Annotated in this window: 18 protein-coding genes; 9 read left to right on the forward strand and 9 right to left on the reverse strand. The window is 70.9% G+C overall.

Annotated elements, in window-relative coordinates; translation table 11 throughout:
• Positions 1 to 13 precede the first annotated feature (13 nt).
• From ABT009_RS34335 to ABT009_RS34345, 3 genes are all read left to right on the forward strand, one after another.
• Positions 14 to 334 carry a hypothetical protein gene (locus ABT009_RS34335; protein ID WP_351304044.1) on the forward strand — a complete coding sequence of 107 codons (321 nt, stop codon included), beginning with the start codon at positions 14 to 16 and terminating at the stop codon, positions 332 to 334.
• Positions 335 to 345: 11 nt separating this feature from the next.
• Positions 346 to 1644, forward strand: coding sequence for an amidohydrolase family protein (locus ABT009_RS34340; RefSeq protein ID WP_351304047.1), 1299 nt, complete (start codon positions 346 to 348; stop codon positions 1642 to 1644).
• Between the two features lie 148 nt (positions 1645 to 1792).
• Positions 1793 to 2560 carry an SDR family NAD(P)-dependent oxidoreductase gene (locus tag ABT009_RS34345; RefSeq protein ID WP_351304050.1) on the forward strand — a complete coding sequence of 256 codons (768 nt, stop codon included), beginning with the start codon at positions 1793 to 1795 and terminating at the stop codon, positions 2558 to 2560.
• 70 nt (positions 2561 to 2630) lie between these two features.
• Here ABT009_RS34345 and ABT009_RS34350 read toward each other — a convergent pair whose 3' ends face one another.
• The 9 genes from ABT009_RS34350 to ABT009_RS34390 all read right to left on the reverse strand — a co-directional run bounded on the left by ABT009_RS34350 (position 2631) and on the right by ABT009_RS34390 (position 11994).
• Positions 2631 to 4076, reverse strand: coding sequence for an aldehyde dehydrogenase family protein (locus ABT009_RS34350; protein WP_351304053.1), 1446 nt, complete (start codon positions 4074 to 4076; stop codon positions 2631 to 2633).
• 97 nt (positions 4077 to 4173) lie between these two features.
• Positions 4174 to 5004: an NAD(P)-dependent oxidoreductase gene (locus ABT009_RS34355; protein WP_351304055.1), complete on the reverse strand. Its 831-nt coding sequence runs from the start codon at positions 5002 to 5004 to the stop codon at positions 4174 to 4176.
• Between the two features lie 55 nt (positions 5005 to 5059).
• Positions 5060 to 5578 (reverse strand): DoxX family protein, encoded by a 519-nt coding sequence (locus ABT009_RS34360; protein WP_351304058.1) that lies wholly within the window; start codon positions 5576 to 5578, stop codon positions 5060 to 5062.
• On the reverse strand, positions 5575 to 6519 hold the full coding sequence (locus tag ABT009_RS34365) for an alpha/beta hydrolase (protein WP_351304061.1): 945 nt from the start codon (positions 6517 to 6519) through the stop codon (positions 5575 to 5577). The genes ABT009_RS34360 and ABT009_RS34365 overlap by 4 nt, the downstream gene beginning before the upstream one ends.
• A complete protein-coding gene (locus ABT009_RS34370; protein WP_351304064.1) occupies positions 6516 to 8186 on the reverse strand; it encodes a thiolase C-terminal domain-containing protein in 1671 nt (556 codons plus the stop codon). The genes ABT009_RS34365 and ABT009_RS34370 overlap by 4 nt, the downstream gene beginning before the upstream one ends.
• A 122-nt stretch (positions 8187 to 8308) precedes the next feature.
• Positions 8309 to 9679 (reverse strand): cytochrome P450, encoded by a 1371-nt coding sequence (locus tag ABT009_RS34375; protein WP_351304066.1) that lies wholly within the window; start codon positions 9677 to 9679, stop codon positions 8309 to 8311.
• Positions 9680 to 9772: 93 nt separating this feature from the next.
• A complete protein-coding gene (locus tag ABT009_RS34380; protein WP_351304069.1) occupies positions 9773 to 9973 on the reverse strand; it encodes a ferredoxin in 201 nt (66 codons plus the stop codon).
• Positions 9974 to 10030: 57 nt separating this feature from the next.
• Positions 10031 to 10891 carry a mycofactocin-coupled SDR family oxidoreductase gene (locus ABT009_RS34385; RefSeq protein ID WP_351304071.1) on the reverse strand — a complete coding sequence of 287 codons (861 nt, stop codon included), beginning with the start codon at positions 10889 to 10891 and terminating at the stop codon, positions 10031 to 10033.
• Positions 10892 to 11034: 143 nt separating this feature from the next.
• Complete coding sequence (locus ABT009_RS34390; RefSeq protein ID WP_351304074.1) at positions 11035 to 11994, reverse strand: NAD(P)-dependent oxidoreductase; 960 nt, start codon at positions 11992 to 11994, stop codon at positions 11035 to 11037.
• A 183-nt stretch (positions 11995 to 12177) separates the two neighbouring features.
• Between ABT009_RS34390 and ABT009_RS34395 the strand changes: the two genes are divergently transcribed.
• The 6 genes from ABT009_RS34395 (at position 12178) to ABT009_RS34420 (ending at position 16779) form a co-directional block, all read left to right on the forward strand.
• Entirely contained in the window at positions 12178 to 13602 is a 1425-nt protein-coding gene (locus ABT009_RS34395; RefSeq protein WP_351304077.1) for an aldehyde dehydrogenase family protein, read from the forward strand.
• A 37-nt stretch (positions 13603 to 13639) separates the two neighbouring features.
• Positions 13640 to 14035, forward strand: coding sequence for a carboxymuconolactone decarboxylase family protein (locus ABT009_RS34400; protein ID WP_351304080.1), 396 nt, complete (start codon positions 13640 to 13642; stop codon positions 14033 to 14035).
• Positions 14032 to 14892 carry an NAD(P)-dependent oxidoreductase gene (locus ABT009_RS34405; protein ID WP_351304083.1) on the forward strand — a complete coding sequence of 287 codons (861 nt, stop codon included), beginning with the start codon at positions 14032 to 14034 and terminating at the stop codon, positions 14890 to 14892. The genes ABT009_RS34400 and ABT009_RS34405 overlap by 4 nt, the downstream gene beginning before the upstream one ends.
• A 20-nt stretch (positions 14893 to 14912) precedes the next feature.
• The gene (locus ABT009_RS34410) at positions 14913 to 15536 is read left to right on the forward strand and encodes a carboxymuconolactone decarboxylase family protein (protein ID WP_351304086.1); all 624 of its coding nucleotides are present in this window, start codon (positions 14913 to 14915) and stop codon (positions 15534 to 15536) included.
• Positions 15537 to 15673: 137 nt separating this feature from the next.
• Complete coding sequence (locus ABT009_RS34415) at positions 15674 to 16405, forward strand: TetR/AcrR family transcriptional regulator (protein WP_351304089.1); 732 nt, start codon at positions 15674 to 15676, stop codon at positions 16403 to 16405.
• Positions 16406 to 16473: 68 nt separating this feature from the next.
• Positions 16474 to 16779, forward strand: a complete 306-nt coding sequence (locus ABT009_RS34420) for a DUF1330 domain-containing protein (protein ID WP_351304092.1) — start codon at positions 16474 to 16476, stop codon at positions 16777 to 16779.
• The last annotated feature ends 39 nt before the right edge of the window (positions 16780 to 16818 follow it).

Below are 16818 nucleotides of genomic sequence, written 5' to 3' on the forward strand. Positions count from 1 at the left end.
AAAGGAAAACGCCATGACGTCACCGGCCCAGGAACTGCGCCCCGGTCTCCAACTGGCCAGCACCGTGTGCAGTACCCGGGTGATCGTCGTCCGTGCCCCGGCCGACCGCCGGCCGGCCATCACCTGCGGGGGCGGGCCGATGGTTCCGGCGCCTTCCGCCAAGCCCGCGCCGCCACCCGGGGGCCCCGAGGAGGCCACGCTCATCGGAAAGCGCTACGTGGACGCCGGCGAGACGCTCGAGCTGCTCTGCACCTCCTCCGGATCGGGAACGCTCAGCTGCGACGGCGTCCCGATGACCCTCAAGGCGGCCAAGGCGCTGCCCGCGTCCGACTGAAAGGGACCGACATGCAACGGGACGATCTGATCCTCATCAGCGTCGACGACCACATCATCGAGCCGCCCGACATGTTCGTGAACCATCTGCCGCAGAAGTACAAGGGCGAGGCGCCGCAGCTCGTCCACAGGGACGACGGCACCGACGTGTGGCGGTTCCGGGACACGGTGATCCCGAACGCGGCGCTCAACGCGGTCGCCGGGCGGCCCAAGGAGGAGTACGGGCTCGAGCCGCAGGGTCTGGACGAGATCAGGCCTGGCTGTTACGACGTGCACGAGCGCGTCAAGGACATGAACGCGGGCGGCATCCTCGCCTCGATGAACTTCCCGTCCTTCCCCGGCTTCGCCGCCCGCCTGTTCGCCACCGAGGACCGGGACTTCTCGCTCGCGCTGGTGCGGGCGTACAACGACTGGCACATCGACGAGTGGTGCGCGGCGTATCCCGGCCGGTTCATCCCGATGGCGCTGCCCGCCATTTGGGATGCCGAGCTGTGCGCCCAGGAGGTGCGCCGGGTGGCCGCCAAGGGCTGCCACTCGCTGACCTTCACCGAGAACCCGGCCGCGATGGGCTACCCGAGCTTCCACGACCCGTACTGGAACCCGCTGTGGCGGGCGCTGGTCGACACGGACACCGTCCTCTCGGTGCACATCGGATCCTCGGGGCGGATCGCGGTCCCCGCCGTCGACTCGCCGCCCGACGTGATGATCACCCTCCAGCCGATGAACATCGTCTCGGCGGCGGCCGATCTGCTGTGGTCGCGTCCGGTGAAGGACTACCCCGACCTGAAGATCGCGCTGTCGGAGGGCGGCACCGGCTGGATCCCGTACTTCCTGGAGCGCGTCGACCGCACCTTCGAGATGCACTCGACGTGGACCCTCCAGGACTTCGGTGGGAAGCTGCCCAGCGAGGTGTTCCGCGACCACTTCCTGACGTGCTTCATCAGCGACCCGCTCGGCGTGAGGCTCCGTCACGAGATCGGCATCGACAACATCTGCTGGGAGGCGGACTACCCGCACAGCGACTCGATGTGGCCCGGCGCGCCCGAGGAACTCGGCGAGGTCCTGGAGCGGTACGAGGTACCGGACGAGGACACCAACAAGATGACCCACGAGAACGCCATGCGCTGGTACTCCTTCGATCCGTTCCGCCACGTGCCGCGCGAGCAGGCCACCGTGGGGGCGCTGCGGCGGGCCGCGGCCGGGCACGACGTCAGCATCCAGTCGCTCAGCAAGCGTGTGATCGAGCCGTCCGAGAAGCTGGAGGCGTTCCGGTCGCGTGCGCGGGCGGCCGTGGCGGCTGCCAACAAGTAGACGCACAGCTCTGCGCCTTGGGGACCTTGGGGGGCTCCCCCGGCTCCGGGAGATGACCGAGCAAGGCGCAGTCAGTGCCGCCGCCGTCCCGGGCGGCGGCACTTCACGTTCGGGCCCGCCTTTGATGAGTTCAACCAGGAGGTATGTCATGGCGAACCACGCCGCCCCGTTCGATCTCACGGGGCGCTCGGCGCTGGTCACGGGAGCGGCCGGCGGGATCGGCGCTGCCGTGGCGAAGGCACTCGCCCGCGCGGGCGCCGCAGTGCTGGTCACCGACATCGACGCCACGGCCGCAGCGGCAACGGCCCAGCAGGTCCGCGCCGACGGGGGCAAGGCGGACAGCACCGGTCTCGACGTCCGCGACCGGGCGGCGGCCGACGACGCGGTGGCACAGGCGGCGGCGCTGGGCGGCGGGAACCTGCACATCCTCGTCAACAACGCGGGCGTGACGGCGCCGGCCATGTTCCCCGACCTCAAGGAGGACGACGTCCGGCGCCTCATCGACATCCACGTCATGGGTGCCTTCCACTGTGCGCAGGCCGCCCTGCCCCATCTGCCGACCGACGGCACGGGACGCATCATCAACGTCACCTCGTCCGCCGGCATCACCGGCACACTCGGCCAGGTCAACTACTCCGCGGCCAAGGCCGCCATCGTCGGCCTGACGAAGTCCCTCGCCCGCGAACTGGCGCGCAAGCAGATCCTCGTCAACGCGCTCGCACCGCTGGCCGCCACCCCCATGACGGAGACCATCCGCACCAACGAGAAGTTCGCCGCCCCCATGCTCGCGCGCATCCCGCTGGGACGCTGGGCGGGGCCCGAGGAGGTGGCCGGAGCGTTCGTGTTCCTCGCGTCGGACGCCGCCTCGTTCATCACCGGACAGGTGCTGCCGGTGGACGGCGGCCTGGTGATGTGACGGCATCACGGCGTTGAAAAGGGGCGGCCTGCCGAGACCATGTCTCGGCAGGCCGCCCCTTCATGCGGGCCTACGCCACCACCGTCGCGAACGTCTTCGACTCCAGGAACTCCTCCAGACCCGCGACCCCGCTCTCCCGGCCGATGCCCGACTGCCGGTAGCCGCCGAACGGCGCGTCGGGCGCGAAGTAGTTGCCGCCGTTGATGCTGAACGTCCCGCTGCGGATGCGGCGCGCCACCGCGAGGGCCCGCTCCTGGTCGCGGCTCTGTACGCCGCCCGACAGGCCGTAGATGGAGTTGTTGGCGATGCGTACCGCGTCGTCGTCGTCCTCGTACGGGATGACGGCGAGGACCGGGCCGAACACCTCCTCCTGGGCGATCTCGCTGTCCGGGTCTACCCCGGCCAGCAAGGTCGGCGTGTAGAAGAAGCCGGGGTTCACGCGCTCGCCGCCGGTCACCAGCTTCGCGCCCGCGGCGACGGCGCGCTGCACCATGCCGTCCACCTTGTCGCGCTGCTTTTCGCTGATCAGGGGGCCCATGTACGTCTTTGGGTTTGACGGGTCGCCGTAGCGGACGCGCGCGAAGTGCCCCGCGACCTGCTCCACGACGGCGTCGTGGTGCTCGCGCGGCACGAGGAGCCGGGAGGTGAGCGCGCATCCCTGGCCCGCGTGGGTGCAGATCATGTACGCGGCGAGCATGGAGGCGGCGGCGAAGTCGGCGTCGTCCAGGAGGATCATGGCGGACTTGCCGCCCAGTTCGAGGAAGACCTTCTTCACCGTCTCGCTCGCGGCGGCCATGATGCGGCGGCCGGTCGCGGTCGAGCCGGTGAAACTGACCATGTCGACGTCGCGGTGGGTCGTCAGCACCTCGCCGACCGCGGCCTCCGACGAGGACAGCACGTTGACCACGCCGGCCGGGATGTCGGTGTGCTCGGCGATGAGTTGGCCGAGCGCAAGGGTGATCAGCGGGGTGTCGGGGGCGGCCTTGAGGACGACCGTGCAGCCGGCGGCGAGCGCAGGGGCGAGCTTCGCCAGCGCCAGCTGGTTGGGGTAGTTGTACGGCAGGATCGCCGCGACGACGCCGACGGGCTCCTTCTCCACCCAGCGGTGGTGGCGCTGCCCGCGCGAGTCGATCTCGCCGAGGTCCACCGTGAACGGGTGCGTGCGCAGCAGATCGGCGTTGTACCGGACGATGTTGATGGGGTCGTCGAGCTGCGCGCTGTGGGTGAGGGCGAGGGTCGCGCCGACCTCGGCGATCGTCAGCTCGCGCAGCTCCTCCTGGTGGTCTATCAGCGCCTGGTACAGCTGGTCGAGACACCGGATGCGGAAGTCCTTGTCCGTCGCCCATGTGGTCGTGTCGAAGGCGCGGCGGGCGGCTGCGACGGCGGCCTCGGCATCGGCGGGTGTCGCGTCGGGCGCCTGGCCGAGGACTTCGCCCGTGGCCGGGTTGAGGCTTTCGTAGGTCCGTGGCGCGTCGAGGAGCTGACCGTCGATCAGCAGTTTCCCGTTGACAGGCATCCCGCCTCCTGCATCGCTGAAAGTAATTTTCTTTAGTGTGGAAATCCTGCTTACGCCTCGTGCGCGCGGCGTGGTGGGTGCGGTCGCCGCGGGTGCGTCACCGCGGGTGGTCCATCTCCTCAAGCGCGGCGTCGGCGGCCGCGAGCACGGTGCCACCGCCTTCAACGCCTTCATGCGCGGCGTCGGTGAGCTGTGCCAGGAGGCGTACGTCCTTGCGCAGCAGCCGACCGGCGTACGGGGCCATCGCCTGCAGCGAGCCGCCGTGCCCGGCGATCCGGCCCAGCGCGTAGCTGGCGCCGCTGCCGTGCCCGACGGCTTCGGCGAGAGCCCGCGGATCGACGCCCAGCTCCCGGCCGAGGGCGAGGGTGTCGGCGGCGGTCGCCAGATTGGCGGTCATCAGCACGTTGTTGAGGAGCTTGGCGACCTGCCCGGACCCCAGCGGGCCGAGGTGCACCACGGGGTCGCCGAAGCTCTCGAAGACCGGGCGGCAGTACCGCACGGTGCCGGACTCGCCGCCCACCATCACCAGCAGCCGCCCCTCCGCCGCGGCCGGCGCGCCTCCGCTCACCGGCGCGTCCACCACCTGGACGTCCTGTGCCGCGGCGCGTGCCTCGAGCCGCCGGCAGGTGTCGGGGTGGACGGTGCTGTGCACGGCGATGACACCGCCGCGGCGCAACCCGGCGAGGACGCCCCGCTCGCCCAGGACGACCTCCTCCACGTCCGCGTCGTCGACGACGCACACGCACACGAGGTCGCTGGCCGCGGCGAGTTCGGCCGGTGAGGTGGCCACCTTGGCCGGGGTACCTTCGAACGGTACGAGGGTGGCAGGGCGGCGGGCCCACAGCGTCACCGGATGGCCCGCCTCGATGATCCGGCGGGCCATGGGGGCGCCCTGGCTGCCCAGGCCGATGAATCCGACGTGCGTCATGGGGCCTCCTGGTCCAAGGGTGCGTGTCGTGGTGTGCTTGCGCGGGCCGTCGGCGTCATGCGTCTCCGTCCGCGGAGGCGGGGAGCTCGGGGCGCCAGAACAGGGCGAGGAGTCCCGCCGTCGCGGCCACGGCGACACCCAGTGCGATGCCGCCGCCGGTCCAGCCGGTCACCTCGATGCCGCTCGCGGCGTCGATCGACAGGCTGCCGGGGCCGAGCATGGCCAGTGCCAGGGACGCAACCGCGAGCACGAGGACGTACTCGTAGCCGTCCTTGAAGACGAAGAAGCCGTTGCGCCGGTGCGCGAGGAGCCCTGCGACCAGCATCACCGAGATCACGGCGGCGCAGGCCAGCGGTGTGCCCAGGCCGAGCAGGAGCAGCGCACCGGCGCCTACTTCGGTGAAGACGCTCATCCATGCCTGCAATCGCCCGAACTTGAGGCCCAGTCCGGAGAACCAGCGGGCAGTGCCCTCGATGCGGCCGCCGCCCCGCCAGTGGTTCACACCGTGCACGATCATGGTGATGCCGAGGACGGCCCGCACCAGCAGCACGGCGACCGCGTCAACGCCCGTCATCGTGTCCTCCCTTGCTCGTGCCGTACCACGCACTCCTCGACGAACGACAGCACCTTCAGGTGGTAGGCCAGGGCCGCGTGGCCGAGGCTCAGGTTGTGGCCGCTCTCCGCCTGCTCGTTGACGCTCACGCGTGGCGATGCGGTGAAGAGCGAGGCGATCTCGGCCAGCGCCGCGGGCCCGGCCCGCCACGCCGTCTCGTGATCGCCGAGGCTGATGTGCACGGGGATCCGCACCTGCGCCGCCAGCTCGGGGTACTCGTCCTTCCAGGGCCGGTCCGCCGTCTCGTACGGGGGAGAGGGCGAGGAGATCGCGCTGCCCCGGTACACGTCGGGTGCGTAGAGCCGGCTCGGCCCCCAGAGCACGGCGCGTCGGCCGCGGGCGGGCCTGGCATCCCTGCCCGCCTCCTCATCGGTCCTGTCCAGCACCTTCTTCGCGTGCGGGTCGAGCTCCCGTCCGAATCCGCCGATCGCCAGGCCGAGCAGCTCCCGCCCTCGCTCGTCGGACGCCATCCTCACCGCCAGCTCACACCCCGCCGAGTGGGCCAGCAAGAACACCCCGGCGCCGCGCGACCGACCCGCGAGCAGCCCCTCGACCGCCGCATGGCCGAGGTCCACACGGCGCGCGGTGTCGGTGACCTTCGCGGCGTAGTCGGCCGAGGCGCCGTACCCCGGGCGGTCCAGTGCGACGACGGTGAACCCGAGCGCCGCGCCCGTCCGCAGCAGCGACAGCCGCGGCCGGCCGGGGCAGTCGAAGTACGCCGACGTGGTGCCGCCGCCATGCAGAGCGAGCACCACGGCGCGGGGCCGCGGCGCCTCGCACACCAGCGCCGACAGGGGAATGCCGTCGACGTCGATGACACACGGCACGACGGGACTGCCGTGCGCGTACGGCGGATCGTCCGCCCCGGCCTCCGCCGCGTGTTCGGTGTCGCTGTAGGTCACGTGTCCGTCCTGAGGAGAAGTACGCCGCTGGGAGTGAGGCCGCCCGAACTGACCACGGCGACCCGGGCGTCGGCCACCTGCCGTGCCCCGCCCTCGCCGCGCAGCTGGACGACGGCCTCGTGCATCAGGCCCATGCCGTGGGTGCGCCCGTGGGACAGCTGGCCGCCGTGGGTGTTGAGCGGTAGCACGCCGTCGCGGGCGATGTTCTTGCCCCCGTCGAGGAAGTCCCCGGCCTCGCCGATGCCGCAGAAGCCGAGCGCCTCGATCCACGAGAGGCAGTTGAAGGTGAAGCCGTCGTACAGCAGGGCCACATCGACGTCGGAGGGCCGCAGCGATGTCCGCGTCCACAGGTGGGCTGCCTGCCCCAGCACCTGCGGCTCGTGCGTCGAGGTGCTCTGGTCCCACTCCAGACGCTCGATGATCTGCGTCCCGACGGCCTCCACGAGCACCGGAGGCTTGGCCAGGTCCCGTGCGGCGTCGACGGCCGACACGATGACGGCGATGGCACCGTCGCACGGCACGTCGCAGTCGTACAGCCCGAACGGTGTCGTGATCGTCCGCGCCGACAGGTAGTCGTCCATGCTCAGCGGGTCGCGGTAGATCGCCGCCGGGTTCAGGGCCGCGTTGGCCCGCTGGTTGAGGGCGATCCAGCCGAGGGTCTCGCGGGTGGTGCCGTACCGGTGGAAGTGGCGCTGTGCGCCCTGCGCGAGCAGGTGCGCGGCGGACGTGGCGCCGAAGGGCATCCGCCAGGCGTGGGTCCCGTCCACCCGGCCCGGCATGGCCTGGGGCAGCTTTCCGCGGCGGGACAGATCAGCGTGTGTGGCCTCCCACAGTGTGCGGAAACACAGCACATGCCGGGCCAGACCGCCCGCCACCGCCAGCATCGCCGCGATCAGCGAACCGCCCGGACCGAAGGTCTCACCGCCGCCGTTGTACCAGGTCGGCCGGATGCCCAGGGCCGACTCGAGCGCGGTGACGCCCCCCTCGGCGAAGCCGCCGAACGCACCGGCCCCCGGGTAGGTCGACAGGCCGTCGATGTCGTCCAGCGTCAGGCCGGCGTCCGCGACGGCCCGTTCGCACGCCTCGATCGTCAGCGACAGCGGCGAGCGCATGAGCCGGCGCCCGAGCTCGGAGGCGCCGATGCCGGTGAGCGCGGCCTTCTCCTCGAACTTCCCGGTACGCACCGGCGGCCGCACCAGACGCGGAAACTCGTCCGGTTCCACCTCGTCCGGCGGCAGTTCGGCGGCCTCCGGCTGGTCGGCCGCGGGGCGGAACAGGGGCAGCCACACGTCCTCGGCCTGCTCGAAGACGACCTCCATCCGCATGCCGAGGCTCAGTTGCCCGGGCTCGCACTCGACAATGTTGGTCGTCAGCCGGACCTGCGGGTCCTCGTCGATCGCGACCTGCGCCACCACATAGGGGGCGGGAAGCCCCGGCAGGCTGAACCGCTCGTTGACCGTGAAGCCGACGAGCGTCCCGTACCCGGAGACCTCTCGCACCCGGATGTCGTGCCCCCGGCAGCGGCGGCACACCGGTTGCGGCGGATGGATCAGGGACGTGCAGGACTCGCACTCCTGGAAGCGCAGACGGCCATCCGACCCAGACGTCCAGAAGAACTCGCTCTCCTCGGTCAGCAGAGGCAGGGGACGCCCCGAGGGCTGGGCCACAGGATCTCCTCACAGACGGTTCTCGCGGATCAACGGGTGGTGGATGCCGCGCACGTGGCTGTCCGCGCCCGGGACGGCCACGTGCGACGCGCGAACGACGGCGCGCTCAGTCGCGATCGCCGTCAACGCGGGATATCGGCCCGCGTCGTGCGCACCGTGACGGGCTCGGCGAGCCCCTGCTCGTCACAGACCTTCTGGAGGTTCTCCAACGTCTCGTCGAGGCCGGGTCCGAGCCGCTTGCCGGGCGTGAACGTCGCCGGCAGCTGGCGCATGCCCTGGATGACGCCGATCGTCTCGTAGTGGACGGTGCCCTCGGGGTCGCACCGGTAGTCCGGCATGCGGTCGAGGACCTGGAGCAGCATCCGCTTGAACGCCGTACGGGCCACGTTCGAGCCGATGCAGCGGTGGATGCCTAGGCCGAAGCTGTTGTGCCGGTTGCCCTTGCGGTCCAGATCGACCGTGTGCGGTTCGGGGAACACCGAGGGGTCCCGGTTGGCCATCGCCCACGACAGCCACACCCGGTCGCCCTCCTTGAACTCCGTACCCGCGAGCTCACAGTCGGCGGAGATGGTGCGGCCGTCCCCGGGGGCCGGGGTGTAGAAGCGCAGGAACTCCTCCGTCGCCGAGTCGAGGATCGTGTCCCGTTCGCGGCTGAGGCGGTCCCGCTCGCCGGGGTTCTCCGACAGCCACTCCAGGGCGTGCGCGGTGAGCGCCGTCGTGGTGTCGAAGCCGCCGCCGATGAGCAGGGCCAGGACGCCGAGGAGTTCGTCGTCCGGTGGTGTCTGGCCGTTGATCTCGGCGTGCACCAGGGCGTCCACCAGGCCGGGCCGGGGGTTCTTGCGGACGTCCGCCAACTGGCCGGCCAGGTCGCGCATCATCGCCATGTGCATCTCGATGACCCGGGGCATCTCCGGTGAGTCGGGCCGGGTGTAGACGCCCGCGTGCGCGGGCTCGTTGTAGATCGTCCACTTCCTGAGCGGGATGCCCATCATGGCCAGGGTGAAGACGGCGGGCACGACGTTCGCCAGGTCGTCGATGAAGTCGATGCTGCCCTGCTCGATCTTCTCGTCGATGCAGGCCCGTGCCACCTCGTCGAGGAACGGGATCCAGCGCTGGATGGCGGCGGGGGAGAGGTAGGGGTTGAGGGCCTGCCGGTAGTGGCGCTGCTCGGGCGGGTCCATCTCGAGGAACCCGCCGCGCATGCCCTTCCCGCGTTTCGAGTGGGGGATGTTGATGCCCAGGTAGCCGCGGCGTTCGCCCTTCACGTCGTGGTCGTTGGAGAGGTACTCCGCGGACCGCGCGACCTCGAAAAGCTCCCGGTTGCCGCTGACGACCCAGTGGCCGTCGTGCGTCTCCGACCACGCCACCGGACAGCGGCTCTGCATCTCCTCGGTGATCTCCACGAACCGCTCCCGGTAACCGGGGGCGTGGCGATCGAAGTCGTACCGGTTCCTCTTGCGCTCCTCGCCTTGCGGGGCGCCCTGTGCGCTCACGGTGTGGTCCTCCCTGTGTCGGGGTGGCGGAGAGCGGGCTGACGCCCCGCCGGTCGGTGCTCGCTGATCAGTGCTCGCCTGAGTGCTCGCCGATCAGTGCTCGTCGATGAGGGAGATGGCCCGCTCGGGACAGGAGCGGACCGCTTCGGCGACCAGTTCCTCCTGGTCGGCGGGGACGTCCTCGCTGACAGGGCTCGAGTGCCCGTCGACGTCGTCGAGCTGGAAGACCTTCGGGGCGATCATGGCGCAGAGGGTGTGCCCCTGGCACCGCTCCGGGTCGACGCGGACCTTCATGCTGTACTGCCTCCCTGCCGGGGTCGGATGGCCGTCGGGTGTGCGTCGGTGTCCGGATCAGCGGCGCCAGTCATACCACTTGAGATAGCCGCCCGCGTCCACGCGCAGCTGCACGCCGGTGATGTAGCGGGCCTCGTCCGACGCGAGGAACAGGATGGCGTTGCTGATGTCGATCGGTTCGACGTACGGGATGGGCATCGCCTGCTGCACCCCGAACGCGGGCTCGGCGTCCTCCCGCGTCGGGTTCTCGAGGTCGGGGCGGAACGACTGGTACATCGGCGGGCTCTGCAGCATCGGCGTGTTGCAGTTCGTCGGGTGCACGACGTTGGCGCGCTGCTTCAAGGGGGCGAGGTTGCGGGCGAGTTCGTGGACGTACTCCGACAGGGCGCGCTTGGCGAAGGCGTATGAGGCCCCACCCGGGTTCGTCCCCGGCGTCTCGACGATCCCGTGGTCCATCAGCGCCGCCGTGGAGCCGGTCGCGATGACGGAGGCGCCCTCGCGCAGGTGGGGCAGGGAGGCCTGGATCGCGTTGATCGTGCCGATCAGGTCGACGTCGATCCCGTCACACCACGCCTGCAGCGGGGGCGCACCGTGCGTGGGGGCGATGCCGGCCTGCGCCACCACGATGTCCAGACCGCCCAGCTCGGCGACGCCGCGCTCCACCGCGTCGCGCATGTCGTCGATGCGGCGGACGTCGCCCTGCAGTGCGACGATGCGCCGGCCCTGCTCCTCGACCAGGCGGACCGTCTCCTTCAGATCGTCCGGCCCCGCCATCGGGTAGTTCACCGTCTCGTAGTCGCGGCACAGGTCGACCGCGATGATGTCGGCGCCCTCCTCGGCAAGCCGTACGGCGTGGCTGCGGCCCTGACCGCGCGCCGCGCCCGTGACGAACGCGACCTTGCCCTCAACACGTCCCATCGCTGGCGTCCCCTTGTCCTCGAAGTCTTCGTCGTCTTCGGCTTGTTGCTCTGCTGTCTTGCTCTCTTGCTGTCTCGCTGTCGTGCCCGTCTGGCGGGGGTCTGGTGGGTGCCGTCCGAGTGCCGAGTGGATACGGACGGCGATCAGCCTCCGTCCGCGGGACCGCTGTCGCCCCTGTTGAGGGATCCGATCGCCGGGGCCAAGGCGCCCAGGCCGGTGCCGAGTTCGGCGGCCACCTGCCGGACGACATCGACGTCCTTGTCGACGAACTCGCGGACCGCCTCGGCGAACCGCGCCACCGAGCCCCTCGCCGCGACGCCCGTCAGGGCGCGGCTCGCGGCGCTCCCGTGCGGCAGCGCGTCCAGCAGGATCGCCTCGTCAACACCCAGCTGCCGCCCGAGCCGTGCCGCGTCGGAGAGCAGGCCGAGGTGGGCTGCGAACAACGCGTTGTTGACGAGCTTCACCCGCTGGCCGGCACCCAGCGGGCCGACGTGCAGCACCGGGTCGGCGTACCGGCCGAGGACGGGCCGCAGGCGCGCCACGGTGTCCTCGTCACCGCCCACGAAGACGCTGAGCCGTCCGGCCGCGATGTCGTGCGGTCCGCCGCTGACCGGCGCGTCGACCACCTGGATGCCGCCTGCCGCGGCGCGGGCAGCGACCGCCTCTACGGTGCGCGGGCTGCCGGTGGTGTGCACGACGACGACGGCGCCGTTCGGCAGTACCTCGAGCAGGGGACTGCCCAGGCATACCTCGCGCACCTGCTCGTCGGTGTACACGCACACCAGCACCGCATCGGCCCCGTCGGCAACCTCCTCGATGCCGCGGCTCACCAAGGCACCCTCGTCCGACAGCGCCCGCCGCCGCTCGGGCGACCGGCCCAGCACCCGCACCTCGTGCCCGCCCGCGACGAGCCGGCGCACCATGGGCAGTCCCATGCGCCCTGCCCCGACGAACCCCAGCCGTTTCATGTGAGCAGGCAGTGCGTGCTGGTCAGGCCGATGCCGGCGCCGCCCCTGGTGATCTCGACACCCACGTGTGTACTCAGCGCTTTCGTCCGGATCAAAAGAATCTCCCTTCCGGCAGCGAGAATCGTAATCTCGCATTTTGGGAGCATGGAAGTCCCCTGCGGGCACTTTCTCGAGACGTGCAGGGAGCCGTGTCCATTGCGCGCATCAGGTCGTGCCTGCGGACGGCTCATTGCTCATGCTCTTGGAGAACCGTATTCTCTCTATCGGCTATCGCCGATTCCGAGCGGTCGGCGTCAACGGAGGATCGGACCATCTGACATGACGACCCGCCACGACCACTGGATCGGCGGCAAGGCGGTGGAGCCCGCGAGCGGCGCCTACCTGCCCACCATCGACCCCACGACCAGACAGCCCGGCGACGAGGCGGCGGCAGGCTCCGCCCCCGACGTGGACCGCGCCGTCGCCGCCGCGGCGGCCGCGCAGCCCGACTGGGCGCGGCGCCCCGCCGCCGAGCGGTCGGAACTGCTCCACCGCGTCGCCGACGCCATCGAGACGCACGCCGAAGAGCTGATGGACCTGGAGCGCGCCTGCACCGGAAAGGTCCCCGCGCAACTCCGCCTGGAGGTCGACATGTCGGCCGCCTACTTCCGCTATTACGCGGGAGTGCTGCGCGCCCACCACGGCCGCACCATCGACCAGGGCGCCGACACGCTCACGTACACGCGGCTCGAGCCCTACGGTGTCGTCGCCGCCATCACGCCCTGGAACCTGCCGCTGAACCAGGCGTGCCGGGCACTCGCCCCCGCCCTCGCGGTCGGCAACACGGTCGTCGCCAAGCCGTCGGAGCTGACGCCGGCCTCCACACTGCGCCTCGCCCGCCTGGCCACCGAGGCCGGCCTGCCCGACGGCGTGCTGAACGCCGTCTCCGGCAGCGGCCGCGACGCAGGCACACCCATGGCGATCCATCCGGCCGTGCGGCGCGTCGTGTTCACCGGGTCCGTGCCCGTGGGGCGCCATCTGGCGACCGTCGCCGCCGACCGGCTCATCCCCATGACCCTGGAACTCGGCGGCAAGTCGCCGCTCGTGGTGTTCGCCGACGCCGACCTCGACCGGGCCGTCGCAGCGGCCGTCTCCGCGGTGGCGGCCAACGCCGGGCAGGTGTGCTCGGCCACCACCCGCCTGCTGGTCGAGGCGTCCGTCCACGACGAGGTGGTGTCCCGCGTGGCCGAGGCGGCCGAACGCCTCAAGCCCGGGGTCGACTTCGGCCCGATCATCACCGAGGCGCAGTTCCACAAGGTCCTCGACCACTTCGCCGAAGCGCGTGCCGCGGGCGCCGTACCCGTCTGCGGAGGCTCCGCCTACGACAGCGGACCCGCCGCGCGCGGCCTCTACGTCCGCCCGACCGTCTATGCGGGAGTCAGCCCCGGCCTGCGGATCGCCCGCGAGGAGATCTTCGGCCCGGTCCTCGTCACGATGCCGTTCGCCGACGAGGCCGAGGCGCTCGCACTCGCCAACGACACCGAGTACGGCCTCGTGGCCGCCGTCTGGAGCGGCGACGCCGCCCGCGGTCTGCGCCTCGCCGAGCGGATCGACGCCGGGCAGGTGGCGGTGAACGGCGGCCCGCTCACCATCGAGACGCCGTTCGGCGGCTTCAAGCAGAGCGGCTACGGCCGGGAGAAGGGTCTCGAGGCACTCCACGAGTACGCCCAGACCAAGACCGTCAGCGTCTCGCTGCGCCCCTGAACCGCGTACCGGTACCGACTCGATCCAAGGAGAGTCCGTGGGAGACATCGACCAGCTGGACGCGGCCCGCGCCATGCGCCGGGCCATGCTCGGCGACGCCTACGTCGACAGCGTCACCGCAGACCCGGAAACCGTCGCCGCCGAATTCCAGGACTACATCACGTCGATGGCCTGGGGAGTGTGGGCCCGGGGCGGCGCGCTCAGCCCCCGCGACCGCAGCCTGCTGGTGCTGGCGATGACGGCCGCCCTGGGGCGGATGGACGAGTTCCGCCTCCACGCCGGCGCCACACCGCAGACCGGTGTCACCGACGAGGAACTCGACGAACTGCTCTTCCAGGTGGCCGCCTACTGCGGAGCACCAGCAGGCGTGTCAGCCCGCCGGGCCCTGAAGGACGTACGGGCGGCCCGGCAGGACGCGAAGGAAGGGGCATGAGCATGGGCACGATCGGCTTCGTCGGGCTCGGCAACATGGGCAGCGCCCTCGCGACGAACCTCGTCCAGCGCGGATTCGGGCTCGTCGCCTACGACTCCGCGGGCCCGTCCGGCATCCCCGCAGGAGCGGCGCCGGCCCGCAACGTGGCCGAAGTGGCGCGCCGGGCGGAGACGGTGGTGCTCAGCCTGCCGGACGGACCGGCGTCCGAGCAGGTCGCGTACGAGATCGCCACCGCTGCCGGACGCCGTGCCACACACGTCGTCGACACCTCGACGATCGGCGTCGCTGCCGCACAGAGGGTCGCCGAACTCCTCGCCAAGGAGGGCATCGGTTATGTGGACGCGCCGGTGTCGGGCGGTGTGGCGGGCGCCCGGGCCCGCACCCTCACCGTCATGTACGCGGGCTCCGACGACGCCTGCGCTCGCGTGGAGCCGGTGCTCGCGGGACTGAGCGACCGGCGCCGCAGGGTCGGCGACCGGCCGGGGCTCGCCCAGGCGCTGAAGCTCGCGAACAACTTCCTGTCCGCGACCGCACTGGCCGCGACCAGCGAGGCGATCGCCTTCGGGTGCTCCGTCGGCCTGGACATGGGCACCATGCTGGAGGTGCTGAACGCGTCGAGCGGCCGCAGCGGCGCCACGGAGGACAAGTTCCCCCACCACGTCCTGACCGGCCGCTACGCGTCGGGCTTCGCCAATTCGCTGATGTCGAAGGACGTGAGCCTCTACCTGCGTGCGGTGGGGGAGCAGGGTGGACCGGCGGAGATCGGGGCGCTGGTCGCCGCGCTGTGGGAGCGGTTCGCGAAGGCGGAGCCCGGTGCAGACTTCACCCGCATCCACCCTTTCGTGCAAGGCACATGACCGTAAGGAGAGGCCTTCGCATGGCGACACCCACCACAGGAACAGAGACCACCGAAACCCCCGGAACCTCCGACGGGCCGCGCATCCGGCCGCTGGCCCCCAAAGAGTGGCCCGCCGAGATGCGCCAGGCCCTTGCCGCGCTGCGGCCGCCGAACCCCCGCCACCCGATACCCGGGCGCCGCCCCGACCGGCCGAAGGGCCGCAATATCCTCGGTACCCTCGCCCACCACCCCGCGCTCACGCACGCGTTCCACACCTTCAACGGGCATGTGCTGTTCGCGTCCACCCTCACCATCCGCCAGCGTGAGCTGCTGGTCCTCCGCGTAGCGGCGGTGCGCGAGGCCACCTACGAGTGGGCGCAGCATGTCGTCCTCGCTCGGGACGCGGGGATCGCCGACGAGGAGATCGAGCGGGTCGCGAAGGGGCCGGACGCGCCCGGCTGGACGGCACTGGAGCGGGCCCTGCTGCGCGCGGTCGACGAACTGCTCGCCGACGCGAAGATGGGGGACGCCACCTGGCAGGAGCTGGCCGGCACGTTCGACGAGCAGCAGCTGCTGGACCTGATCTTCACGGTGGGCGCGTACGACGTGCTCGCGATGGTTCTCCGTTCCTTCGAGACCGAGTTGGACGATGACCTCACCTGACAGGTTCGCCTGCGAGACGACCCCGCGGGGCGCACATGCCGGGCTCACGGAAGGAGAATATGATTTTCGCAAAGGTGGCGGTATCTGGGCACCTTGGAGAGATCGTCACTCTCCGCTTTCTGCGGTAGGCTTGCCAGGTGGCAGCGGAACATTCATCAGTCGAGCCCGAAGCGACTCAGACACCCACCACCAGCTGGCGTGACCTGGCCGTGGCCCGGTCGGTCGATCCCGCGCGGGTGCGGGCCGAGAAGCGGGTGCAGCGATTCCTGGACGCCGCGCTCGAGTTGATGAGCGGCGAGTCCGGCAAGGACTTCACCGTCCAGGAGGTCGTCAAGAAGTCCGGCCAGTCCCTGCGGAGCTTCTACCAGTACTTCACCGGCAAGCACGAACTGCTCCTCGCGCTCTTCGAGGAGTCGGTGCACAGCACGGCGCGGCGTCTGCAGGAGGAGATCGCCGACGAGGACGACGCTCTGGAGCGCCTGCGGCGGTTCACGGTCGCGCACTACCTGCTGTGCCGTCCCCTGCCCGACGACAGCTCCGAGCGCAAGACGGTCATCCTCGGCATGGCGGAGTTCGCGCAGCAGCTCCTCACCGAGCATCCGAAGGAGGCGGCGCGGGCCTTCGCCCCTATGTTCGCCCTCCTGCACGGCCTCCTCGACGAAGCGGCCGCCCAGGGCGCCATCCGCAGCGGCCTCGACCACCGGGCGATCGCGGGTACGTTGCTCCAGGCCATCATGTTCAACTCGTTCGCCGTGACCATCAGCGGTTCACCGGTGCGCGCGGACGGCAGCGACGCCGAGGCGCTGTGGGATCTGGTCCTGCACGGCCTTGCGGCCGGCCAGCCGAAGCGGAAGCGTTCCGCACGCTGACGCCCTGCGGTCGACGGTTCGAGGCGGTCGACTGCGCCATCACGGCGCGTTATCGAAGGGGAGGGCAGATGCCCAAGGGTTACGTCATCTTCACCGAGGCCATCAAGGACCAGGCCGGCATGGCAGCCTACGGCCGGGCCGCCACACAGTCGCTGGCCGAGAGCGGCGGCCGTGTCCTGTCGGTCGAGGCTCGGCCGCAGGTCCTCGAAGGCGAGTGGCACGGCGACCAGACCGTCGTCCTCGAATTCGAGTCGGTGGAGGCGGCCCGCGCCTGGTACGAGTCCGCCGCGTACGAGAAGGCGAAGCCGCTGCGGCACGCCGCTGCCGACAGCAACGCCGTGATCGTGTCCGGCTTCGAGATGCCCAAGGGCTGATAGCGGGCCCGTCGCCGTGACCGTGGTGGTGCCCGCCTG

Source organism: Streptomyces sp. NPDC002896 (assembly GCF_040295225.1).
Lineage (GTDB): Bacteria > Actinomycetota > Actinomycetes > Streptomycetales > Streptomycetaceae > Streptomyces.